This is a genomic window from Stenotrophomonas sp. Sm10, from assembly GCF_030985515.1.
Taxonomy (GTDB): domain Bacteria; phylum Pseudomonadota; class Gammaproteobacteria; order Xanthomonadales; family Xanthomonadaceae; genus Stenotrophomonas; species Stenotrophomonas hibiscicola.
Map to the genome: position 1 here is coordinate 39782 of NZ_JAPTFO010000028.1, position 10219 is coordinate 50000.

The window sequence follows — 10219 nt, forward strand, 5'->3', positions numbered from 1 at the left end:
TCGCCCGAATCCGAACCGCGTGCGCCGAGCCCTCCGCCTGCTTCCCCTGCCTCTGAGCATCGCCATCAGCCTTCCGGCAATGGCTGATGATAAGCCGCTCAACTGGGGCCTGTGCCCGGCCACCGACGTCATTCCCGCGTTCACCGACGCCCCCACGCCGGTCCCGGGCCAGGACAAGGCTGCCGCTGCGGCCGCCCGCGAGAACCAGCCGACCGACATCGAAGGCGACCAACTGCTGGGTACCACCACCGTGCCGCAGTACGAGGGCAACGTGGCGCTGCGCCGGGGCGACCAGTTCGTCGGTACCGACAAGCTCAGTTTCGACACCGAGACCGGCAACTACATCGCCGACGGCAATGTCCGCTACCAGGACGGGTCGATCCGGATGGTCGCCAAGCGCGCCGAAGGCAACCAGGAAAGCGACACCCACAAGATCACCGACATCAAGTACCAGCTGGTGTCGCGCCGCGGCAACGGCGATGCCGAGTCGGTCGACCTGCAGGGCGCGGTCGGCCAGATGCACCGCTCCACCTACACCACCTGCGACCCGTCACAGCCGGTGTGGAAGCTGTCGGCGCCGCAGATCGAAGTGGACAACGACGAGGGCTTCGGCACCGCCCGCAACGCCGTGCTGCGGATCGGCAAGGTGCCGGTGCTGTGGGCGCCGTACTTCAAGTTCCCGATCGATGACCGCCGCAAGACCGGCCTGCTGTTCCCGCAGCTGGGCATGTCCGGCCGCAACGGTTTCGACTACGCGCAGCCGATCTACTTCAATCTGGCGCCGAACTACGACGACACGTTGACCCCGCGCTACATGAGCCGGCGCGGCCTGCTGCTCGACAACGAGTTCCGCTACCTCTACAACGGCGGCCGTGGCGAGGTGCTGACCAGCTACATGCCCAGCGACAGGCTGCGTGACCGCGACCGCGGCCGGGTGATGTTCGACGGCTACCACAACGTGAACAGCCACTGGCAGGCCCGCGCCAACCTGGCCTGGGTGAGCGACGAGCGCTATGTCGAGGACTTCGCCAACCGCCTGGTGGGCGTGACCGCCTCCAACCTGCAGAGCACCATTGGCCTGTACGGCACCGGCCAGAACTGGACGGCCGGGATCATGGCCGACCGCTGGCAACTGACCGACTACACCCTCAACGAGAGCGCGCTGCCCTACAACCGCCAGCCGCGCCTGTATTTCAACTGGGACAAGCCGATCCTGCCGTGGCTGGAAACCGGCATTTACGCCGAGGCCGTGCGCTTCACCCACGACGACATCAACTTCAAGTACGGCGCCGATGCCGGTCCGGACCTGCAGTACACGCGCAATGGCGTCCAACAGAGATCCGGAATCGGTGTGAGCGGTGGTTCGCGCTTGGACGTGAAGCCGTACGTGTCGTTCCCCATCAGCGGCGCGGCCTGGTACATCACGCCGACCCTGGCGTATCGGTATACGGCCTACCAGCTCGATCGCGGCCTGGTCGACGGCGTGAATGGCATCCGTGGCCAGATTCTGCGCTCGCAGGGCATCGACCCGACCACCGCCACCCCGGAACAGCTGCGCGGCAACACCTCGCCCAGCCGCAGCCTGCCGATCGGCAGCATCGACGCCGGCCTGTTCTTCGACCGCGAGACCAGCATCCGCGGCAAGTCCTTCCTGCAGACGCTGGAGCCGCGCCTGTTCTACCTGCGCACGCCGTACCGCAACCAGGACGAACTGCCGATCTTCGACACCCGTGACTTCACCTTCAGCTGGGGCCAGCTGTTCCGCGATTCGCGCTACACCGGCGCCGACCGCCAGAACGATGCCAACCAGCTGACCCTGGCACTGAGTACCCGTTTCATCGACCAGACCACCGGCAAGGAGCGGTTCTCGGCCTCGATCGGCCAGATCCAGTACTTCGACGAGTCGCGGGTGACCGTCACGCCGGGCGGCGCGCCGGTAGAGAAGGGCAAGTCGGCGTGGATCGCCGACGGCAACTACATGATCAACGACCGCTGGACCCTGGGCGCCACCTACCAGTGGGACCCGAAGTACAAGCGCGAGGATCTGGCCAGCGTCCGCGCCCGCTACCTGATGCCCAACGATGGCGTGATCAACCTGAGCTACCGCTACCGCATCAACGCCGGCGCCCCGGCGACGGCCAACAAGCATGACCGCACCCTGCTGGAGCAGGCTGACCTGTCGTTCCTGTACCCGCTGAATGCGCGCTGGAGCCTGGTCGGTCGCTATTACTACTCGCTGCAGGACAAGGAGCCGCTGGAAATCATCGGCGGCGTGCAGTGGGACAGCTGCTGCCTGGCCGTGCGCGTGGTCGGCCGCCGCTACGTCCGCAATCGCGAGGGCGAGATGAACAATTCCATCCAGGTGGAGTTCGTCCTGAAGGGCCTGAGCTCCATCGGCCAGGACACGGACCGCACCCTGCGCCGTGCTATCCTCGGCTACAACCGCGACGACCTCTATCTCGTGCCGCCCAGCAACACCGGGGTGACCCGCGATGACTACGATCCGAATCAGATCCCATGACCAAGCGCTTCCCCGTTCTTCTCGCCTCCCTGCTGGCGGTGTCCAGCGTGTCCGCCCCTCTGCAGGTGCTCGCGCAGGAGGCGCAGCCGTTGGACCGCATCGCCGCCGTCGTCGACGAGGACGTGATCCTGCAGAGCGAGCTCCAGCGTGCGATCGCCAACATCAAGGCCCAGTACGCCGGCCGTGAAAACCAGCTGCCGCCGGAAGACGTGCTCAGCCGCCAGGTGCTCGAGCGACTGGTGCTGGTCAAGCTGCAGGTCGCCCGCGCCCAGGGCAGCGGCATCCGCGTCAGCGACCAGGAGCTGAACCAGGCGATGAATGCCATCGCCCAGCAGAACGGCTCGGACCTGGATGCACTGCGCCAGCGCCTGGCCCACGACGGCATCGATTTCAACGATTTCCGTGCTTCGGTGCGCGATGAAATCACTGTGCAGCGCCTGCGCCAGAGCTTCGCGCAGAGCCGCATCAGCGTCAGCGAGGGTGAAGTGGACGCCGCGCTGAAGCAGCAGGCCACGGTGGGCAACCAGTACCACCTGGCACACATCCTGATCGCCCTGCCCGACGGCTCCAACGCCGACCAGATCGCCACCGGCCAGAAGAAGGCCGAGGGCGTGAAGGCCCTGCTGGACAAGGGTGAGCTGGACTTCAACGCTGCCGCCGTGCGTTATTCGGACAGCCCGAACGCGCTGGAAGGCGGCGATCTGGGCTGGCGCAGCCTGGATGAAATCCCGCAGGCCTTTGCCCAGCTGATGGAAAAGATGAAGCCCGGCGAAGTGGTCGGCCCGATCCGCGGCCCCAGCGGCTTCCAGTTGCTGAAGCTGGTGGAAGTGCGTGATGCCAGCGCCGCCAGCGGTGGCGCGCACACGGTCACCGAATACCACGGCCGCCACATCCTGGTGCGCGTGGACGATCACCAGACCGACGCTGCCGCCAAGGCCAAGATCGATACCCTGCGCGCCCGCATCGCCGGCGGCGCGGATTTCGAAACCGTGGCCAAGGAATCCTCCGAGGACAACAACAGCAAGGGCCAGGGCGGCGATCTGGGCTGGTTCCCGGTCGACGCGTTCGGTCCGGCGTTCGGCCAGCAGGTGGCCGGCATCCAGGACGGCGGCGTCAGCCAGCCGTTCCGCACCGATGCCGGTTGGCACATCGTGCAGCGCGTGGCCACCCGCCAGACCGACGTGACCAACGACAACCAGCGCGCCCAGATCCGCGAGACCATCGGCCGCCGCAAGCTGGAAGACGAGTACAACCGCTTCCTGCAGGAACTGCGTGGCGAAGCCTATGTCAGCTTCCGCAGCGGGGACCGCGCGGAAAATACCGCCACGCCGCCGCAGTCCTGACCGATGCGCCCCGAGCTCGCTCTGGTACCGGGCGAGCCCGCCGGGATCGGCCCGGAGCTGTGTGTCCGCCTCGTCCAGCAGCCGCGTGAAGATTGCCGGCTGCTGGCCTTCGCCGACCCGGATACCCTGCGCGCGGCCGCCGTCGCACTGAACCTGCCCCTGCAGCTGCTGCCCGAGGACGCCGAAGCCCGCGCCCCGGGCGACCTGCGTGTGCGCGCGGTGGCCAATGCCATGCCCAGCCACTTCGGCCAGGCCGACCCGGCCAATGCCGGGGCCGTCATCGGCGCCCTGCTCGCTGCCGGCCAGGCCTGCCTGTCCGGCGAACTGCACGGCGTGGTCACCGGCCCGGTGCACAAGGCGGTCATCAACGAAGGCGGCATCGCCTACAGTGGCACCACCGAACTGCTGGCCGACCAGGCCGGGGTGAAGGTGGTGATGATGCTGGCCAACCCCATCGTGCGCGTGGCCCTGGCCACCACCCACCTGCCGCTGCGCGAGGTGGCCGATGCGATCACCGCGCCCAGCCTGGAACACACCCTTCGCACCGTGCACGCCGCGCTGTGCCGCGAGTTCGGCCTGCCCGCGCCACGCATCGCCGTGCTCGGCCTGAACCCGCACGCCGGCGAAGACGGCCATCTGGGCCGCGAGGAACTGGACCTGGTCATCCCGCTGCTGCAGCGCCTGCGCGCGGAGGGCATGGACCTGGTCGGGCCGCTGCCGGCCGATACCGCGTTCCTGCCGGCCAAGCTGGCCGGTTTCGACACCGTGCTGGCGATGTACCACGACCAGGGGCTGCCGGTGCTGAAGTACTCCGGTTTCGAGCAGGCGGTGAACCTGACCCTGGGCCTGCCCTACCCGCGCGTGGCGGTAGACCATGGCACCGCGCTGGACCTGGCCGGCCGCGGCATTGCCGATCCTTCCAGCCTGCAGGCGGCAACGACGCTGTGTGCGCAGCTTGCGCGGCAACGTACACTGAGCGCATGAATTCCCCGCATTCCCCCTCCGGCCCGGTGTTCACCGCACCGGCCAAGAAGCAGCTTGGCCAGCATTTCCTGGCCGATCGCCACTACATCGACAAGATCGTGATGGCGGTCAACCCGAAAGAAGGCGATCGCCTGGTCGAGATCGGTCCCGGTCAGGGCGCGATCACCCTGCCGCTGCTGCGCGTGCATCCGAAACTGACGGTGATCGAGTTCGACCGCGACCTGATCGCGCCGCTGACCGCCGCCGCCGAGCCGCTGGGCGAGCTGACCATCGTCCACCGCGACGTGCTGCGCGTGGACTTCACCGAGCTGGCTGCCGGCCAGCCGATCCGCCTGGTCGGCAACCTGCCCTACAACATCTCCTCGCCGATCCTGTTCCATGCACTGGAACATGCCGCGGTGATCCGCGACATGCACTTCATGCTGCAGAAGGAAGTGGTCGACCGCATGGCCGCCGGCCCCGGCAGCAAGGTGTACGGCCGCCTCAGCGTGATGCTGCAGGCCTATTGCCAGGTGACCTCGCTGTTCGTGGTGCCGCCGGGCGCGTTCCGGCCGCCGCCGAAGGTCGATTCGGCCGTGGTACGGCTGGTGCCGCGTGACCCGGCCTCGATCAACATCAACGACCACGCCCGTTTCGCCGAGGTGGTCAAGGCCGCCTTCGGGCAGCGCCGCAAGACCCTGCGCAATGCGCTCAACAACGTCGTGACGGCCGAGCAGTTCGTCGCCGCCGGCGTGCGCCCCGATGCCCGCGCCGAACAGCTGGATGTGGCTGAATTCATCGCTTTGGCCAATGCCTCCTGATTACACTGCCGGTATGGAAGACGCTGACGTTTACGCCATTTCCGTCGAAGTCGCACCGCGCTTCCTCGACGACCAATCCGCGCCGGAAGACGGGCGCTATGCGTTCGCCTACACGATCCGCATCCACAACCAGGGCCGTGTTGCCGCGCGCCTGGTTGCACGCCACTGGCGCATCACCGATGCCAATGGCCGCGTCGAGCATGTCGATGGCGACGGGGTGATCGGCGAGCAGCCGCGCCTGCGTCCCGGTGAAGACTTCCATTACACGTCCGGTGTCATGCTGGGGACCGATCACGGGACCATGCAGGGCCACTACGACATGGTCGCCGACGACGGCACCGAATTCGCCGCGCCGGTCGCACCTTTCGTGCTGGCCATCCCGCGTACCCTGCACTGACACGGAGGCCGAACGATGAGTGTGTGGGCGATCGGCGACCTGCAGGGCTGCTACGACGTCACCCAGCGCCTGCTGGAGAAGATCCGCTTCGACCCGGCGCAGGACACCCTGTGGTTCTGCGGCGACCTGGTCAACCGCGGTGGCCAGTCGCTGGAAACGCTGCGGCTGGTGCATTCGCTGCGCGGGCACAGCGTGGTGGTGCTGGGCAACCATGACCTTTCGCTGCTGGCCGTCGGTGCACGCACCGAAGAGGAACAGCGCAAGGTCAATCCGGACCTGCTGCGCATCGTGCAGGCCGAGGACCGCGACGAACTGCTGGACTGGCTGCGCCTGCAGAAGCTGGTGCACGTGGATCGCGAGCTGGGCTGGATGATGGTGCACGCCGGCCTGGCACCGAAGTGGACCACGCAGATGGCCGAAAAGCATGCCGCCGAGGTCGAGGCGCAACTGCACGGTGGCGGCTACCGCAAGCTGTTCCGCAACATGTACGGCGACAAGCCGAGCTGGGCGCCGAACCTGTCCGGCTACGACCGTTCACGGGCGATCATCAATGTGCTCACCCGCATGCGCTACTGCACCCCGCGCGGGCGCATCGGCATCGAGGACAAGGGCACGCCGGGCACGCAGGAACAGGGACTGTACCCTTGGTTCGAAGTGCCAGGCCGGGTCGAGCGCGACCTGAAGATCGTCTGCGGCCACTGGTCGGCGCTGGGCCTGACCATCACCCAGGGCGTGCATGCCATCGACACCGGCGCAGTCTGGGGCGGCAAGCTGACCGCGATCCAGCTCGATACCGATGAACTGCGCGTGGTGCAGGTGCCGGGCCGCGATGTCCCCGCACCCGTGCCCAACGCACGCACGCCAGCGCGACCAGCACGCGAGCGCCCGGCTGCATCGGCGCAGGGCAGGGATCCGGGCGGGGCCAACGCCGCGGCCGCCAACCCGGGCAACCGTGGCCCGCGCCGTCGTCGTCGCCGTGGCGGCGGTGGGGGCGGCTCCGCAGGCCCTGGCAACAACGGGACCCCGCCGCAGGCGTGACCTGATCGTTCCCGGCACCATGGACGGGTGCCGCTGCCCACCCCGGGCCCGGCCACCACCGGCGGTGGAAGCACCGCCCACGGTCCATCGCAGCCGTTGCGCGTCTTCGCCGCTGGGCGCAGCACGCGCGAAGAGGACCCGCGGTTCCAGCACGCCACCATCGGGCATTACCGGATGCCGTAGCGACAGCCCAGGCAGAGTCGACTGTCAGTCGACTATCGCGCGCAGCGCGGGTTTTTCGGGGGGCCGCCGAGAGCAGTCGACTAACAGTCGACTCTACCCCGTCGATATCCCCGTCGGTGTTTTCGTTGGTATTTGCGCGATCAGCGGCGCACGTAATGCACGAAGCGGAACGCGTAGACGTGGCGTTCGTCGGCCGGGTGCGGCTCGCTGCTGACTTTCCGCCAGTCCCGCATGTCGACTTCGGGGAAATGGGTATCGGCAGGCACTTCGGCATCGACCCAGGTCAGGTACAGGTCGCTGGCTTGGTCGAGCAGCTGGTGGAAGATCTCGCCGCCGCCGATGATGCACAGCTCGCGGGCGCCCTCGCCTTCGGCAATCGCCTTGGCCTCGTCCAGCGACGCCACCGCGCGCATGCCCGCGAACGGCACCTGGCCGCTGCGGGTCAGCACCAGGTTGGTGCGCCCCGGCAGTACGCGGCCGATCGACTCGGCCGTCTTGCGCCCCATCAGGATCGGCTTGCCCAGGGTGAGCGCCTTGAAGTGCTTGAAATCATCCGGCAGGTGCCAGGGCATGGCATTGCCCTGGCCGATGCCACGGTTGCGGTCCAGCGCCACGATCATCGACAGCTTCATGGCACTCACACCGCCACCGGCGCCTTGATCGCCGGGTGCGGGTCATAGCCGTCAATGCGGATGTCATCGAACCGGAATCCGAACAGGTCGGTCACCTCCGGGTTCAACCACAGCTTGGGCAGCGCGCGCGGTTCGCGCGCCAGCTGCTCGCGGGCCTGCTCGAAGTGGTTCGAGTACAGGTGCGCGTCACCCAGCGTGTGCACGAAGTCGCCCACTCCCAGGCCGGTGGCCTGCGCCACCATGTGGGTCAGCAGCGCATAGCTGGCGATGTTGAACGGCACGCCGAGGAAGATGTCGCCGCTGCGCTGGTAGAGCTGGCAGCTGAGCTTGCCGTCCACCACGTAGAACTGGAACAGGTTGTGGCACGGCATCAGCGCCATCTGCGAAAGCTCGCCCACGTTCCAGGCGCTGACCACCAGCCGGCGCGAATCGGGGTTGCGCTTGATCTCGTCCACCAGCCACTGCATCTGGTCGATCTCGCGGCCATCGGCGGTGGCCCAGCTGCGCCACTGCTTGCCGTAGACCGGGCCGAGGTCGCCGTTTTCATCGGCCCACTCGTCCCAGATACGTACCTGGTTGTCCTTCAGGTAGCCGATGTTGGTATCGCCCTTCAGGAACCACAGCAGCTCGTGGATGATCGAGCGCAGGTGCAGTTTCTTGGTGGTGACCAGCGGGAAGCCTTCGGCCAGGTTGAAACGCATCTGCCAGCCGAACACGCTGCGGGTGCCGGTGCCGGTGCGATCACTCTTCTCCGCACCGTGCTCCAGCACATGCGAGAGCAGGTCCAGGTAGGCCTTCATGCCTTGCCCCCGGCGGCCACCAGCGGCTGCGGCTGCAGCACCGGCGCGCGGCGCGACATCGCCAGCAGCACCAGGCCGAAGGCGATCAGCGGCAGGCTCAGGATCTGGCCACGGGTCAGCCAGTCGAACGCGACGTAGACACCGTTGTCGGGCATGCGCACGAACTCGACCGCGAAGCGGAACAGGCCATACATCAGCGCGAACAGGCCACCGACGAGGTAACGATGGCGCGGTTTGGCCGACACCGTCCACAGCACCACGAACATCACCAGGCCTTCCAGCAGCGCTTCATACAGCTGCGAGGGATGGCGCGCGAACTGGTTCAGCGTGCCGGTGGCAAACTGCGCCTGTAAGGTGGCGTGGTCGAGCTGGTTCAGCGGCGCCGGCAGGCCGGACGGGAACACCACGCCCCAGGTACCGTCGGTGTACTTGCCCCACAGCTCGGCGCCGATGAAGTTGCCGATGCGACCAAAACCCAGGCCCAGCGGCACCAGCGGCGCCATGAAATCCATGGTGTCGAAGAAGTGCAGGCGGTGCTTGCGCGACCACCACCAGCAGGCGCCCAGCACGCCCAGCAGGCCGCCGTGGAAGCTCATGCCGCCATCCCATACCTTGAACAGCAGCAGCGGGTTGTGCAGGAAATCGCCCAGCGCGTAGAACAGCATGTAGCCGATGCGCCCGCCCAGCACCACGCCGAGCATGGCGTAGAACAGCAGGTCGGAGAAGCCGTTGGCGTCGACGCCCGGCAGGCGACCGGCGGCGATGCGCGTGCGTCCCAGCAGCCAGGCAGCGGTGAAGCCCAGCAGGTACATGATGCCGTACCAATGCACCTTGATCGGCCCCAGCGAGAGGGCGATGGGGTCGATGTCGTGGAAATAGATCATGGAAGGTGCCTTGCGGTTGAACGCCTATTCTCGGGCCAGTGCCGCCCCGGCTCAACCAAGGAGCTGGGGCGAGTTCGGCAACGCGTCATCGTTCGACCGGGTCGAGGCCGGAAAGTGCCCTTCGATCAGGCTGGAGACCTCGTCGATGGCATCCTGCAGCGCTTCCACCGGATTGGAACCACGCAGGCCCTCGCGCAGATGGGTGCAGACCCGCTGCCACTGCGCCGGGCTGACCCGGCCATGCAGGCCGCGGTCGGCGACGATCTCGATGGCATGGTCGGCCAGCAGCAGGTAGATCAGCACCCCGTTGTTGTGAGCGGTGTCCCAGGTGCGCAGGCGTGCGAAGGCATGCTCGGCGGCCTGCCTCGGGGTGACCTTGTGCCACAACGCGGACAGAGGCAGATCGGCCTCCACAGCGAACATCACCTGACCGCCGTGGCGCTGCTCACCGGCGGCGATGGCCTCGGTGATCGCCTGCAGCGTGGCTGGCGGGAACGCGCGACGTACCGACGGCGAACATACATGGCGGAACAGACGTTGGATCATCACCAGCCTCCCGAAGCACCACCGCCACCGGAAAGGCCACCGCCGCCGCCCCAGCCGCCTCCGCCGCCGAATCCACCGCCTCCGCCAAAAC

Annotated in this window: 9 protein-coding genes and 1 pseudogene; 6 read left to right on the forward strand and 4 right to left on the reverse strand. The window is 67.4% G+C overall.

The window, feature by feature from the left end:
- Window positions 1-19: 19 nt before the first annotated feature.
- From lptD to O0J15_RS10160, 6 genes and pseudogenes are all read left to right on the forward strand, one after another.
- Window positions 20-2521 (forward strand): LPS-assembly protein LptD, encoded by a 2502-nt coding sequence (lptD, locus tag O0J15_RS10135; RefSeq protein WP_164145323.1) that lies wholly within the window; start codon window positions 20-22, stop codon window positions 2519-2521.
- Window positions 2518-3849, forward strand: a pseudogene (locus tag O0J15_RS10140) (peptidylprolyl isomerase); the annotation flags it as partial. The gene lptD and the pseudogene O0J15_RS10140, both read left to right, overlap by 4 nt.
- A gap of 18 nt (window positions 3850-3867) precedes the next feature.
- A complete protein-coding gene (pdxA, locus tag O0J15_RS10145) occupies window positions 3868-4848 on the forward strand; it encodes a 4-hydroxythreonine-4-phosphate dehydrogenase PdxA (protein ID WP_019661120.1) in 981 nt (326 codons plus the stop codon).
- Window positions 4845-5648 carry a 16S rRNA (adenine(1518)-N(6)/adenine(1519)-N(6))-dimethyltransferase RsmA gene (rsmA, locus tag O0J15_RS10150; RefSeq protein ID WP_021203187.1) on the forward strand — a complete coding sequence of 268 codons (804 nt, stop codon included), beginning with the start codon at window positions 4845-4847 and terminating at the stop codon, window positions 5646-5648. Before pdxA ends, rsmA begins: the two co-directional genes overlap by 4 nt.
- 13 nt (window positions 5649-5661) lie before the next feature.
- Window positions 5662-6045 carry a Co2+/Mg2+ efflux protein ApaG gene (gene apaG / locus O0J15_RS10155; protein WP_005412297.1) on the forward strand — a complete coding sequence of 128 codons (384 nt, stop codon included), beginning with the start codon at window positions 5662-5664 and terminating at the stop codon, window positions 6043-6045.
- Window positions 6046-6060: 15 nt separating this feature from the next.
- A complete protein-coding gene (locus tag O0J15_RS10160) occupies window positions 6061-7083 on the forward strand; it encodes a symmetrical bis(5'-nucleosyl)-tetraphosphatase (protein ID WP_180877913.1) in 1023 nt (340 codons plus the stop codon).
- 323 nt (window positions 7084-7406) lie between these two features.
- On the opposite strand, the gene O0J15_RS10165 is transcribed toward O0J15_RS10160, so the two are convergent.
- Genes O0J15_RS10165 through O0J15_RS10180 form a run of 4 tightly spaced genes read right to left on the reverse strand, consistent with a single transcriptional unit; the run spans window position 7407 to window position 10128 of the window.
- Window positions 7407-7898, reverse strand: coding sequence for a dihydrofolate reductase (locus O0J15_RS10165; RefSeq protein WP_308305593.1), 492 nt, complete (start codon window positions 7896-7898; stop codon window positions 7407-7409).
- Between the two features lie 5 nt (window positions 7899-7903).
- A complete protein-coding gene (locus tag O0J15_RS10170) occupies window positions 7904-8698 on the reverse strand; it encodes a thymidylate synthase (protein WP_164145321.1) in 795 nt (264 codons plus the stop codon).
- Entirely contained in the window at window positions 8695-9582 is an 888-nt protein-coding gene (gene lgt, locus O0J15_RS10175; RefSeq protein ID WP_308305594.1) for a prolipoprotein diacylglyceryl transferase, read from the reverse strand. Before lgt ends, O0J15_RS10170 begins: the two co-directional genes overlap by 4 nt.
- A gap of 51 nt (window positions 9583-9633) precedes the next feature.
- Window positions 9634-10128, reverse strand: coding sequence for a TPM domain-containing protein (locus O0J15_RS10180; RefSeq protein ID WP_019661113.1), 495 nt, complete (start codon window positions 10126-10128; stop codon window positions 9634-9636).
- Window positions 10129-10219 lie beyond the last annotated feature (91 nt).

What these genes read in the sequence shown, in the direction of transcription:
- O0J15_RS10160 (WP_180877913.1), top strand. Translation starts at nt 6,061, where the DNA reads ATGAGTGTGTGGGCGATCGGCGACCTGCAGGGCTGCTACGACGTCACC.
- O0J15_RS10170 (WP_164145321.1), bottom strand. Translation starts at nt 8,698, where the DNA reads ATGAAGGCCTACCTGGACCTGCTCTCGCATGTGCTGGAGCACGGTGCG.
- O0J15_RS10180 (WP_019661113.1), bottom strand. Translation starts at nt 10,128, where the DNA reads ATGATCCAACGTCTGTTCCGCCATGTATGTTCGCCGTCGGTACGTCGC.
- O0J15_RS10165 (WP_308305593.1), bottom strand. Translation starts at nt 7,898, where the DNA reads ATGAAGCTGTCGATGATCGTGGCGCTGGACCGCAACCGTGGCATCGGC.
- rsmA (WP_021203187.1), top strand. Translation starts at nt 4,845, where the DNA reads ATGAATTCCCCGCATTCCCCCTCCGGCCCGGTGTTCACCGCACCGGCC.
- apaG (WP_005412297.1), top strand. Translation starts at nt 5,662, where the DNA reads ATGGAAGACGCTGACGTTTACGCCATTTCCGTCGAAGTCGCACCGCGC.
- pdxA (WP_019661120.1), top strand. Translation starts at nt 3,868, where the DNA reads ATGCGCCCCGAGCTCGCTCTGGTACCGGGCGAGCCCGCCGGGATCGGC.
- lgt (WP_308305594.1), bottom strand. Translation starts at nt 9,582, where the DNA reads ATGATCTATTTCCACGACATCGACCCCATCGCCCTCTCGCTGGGGCCG.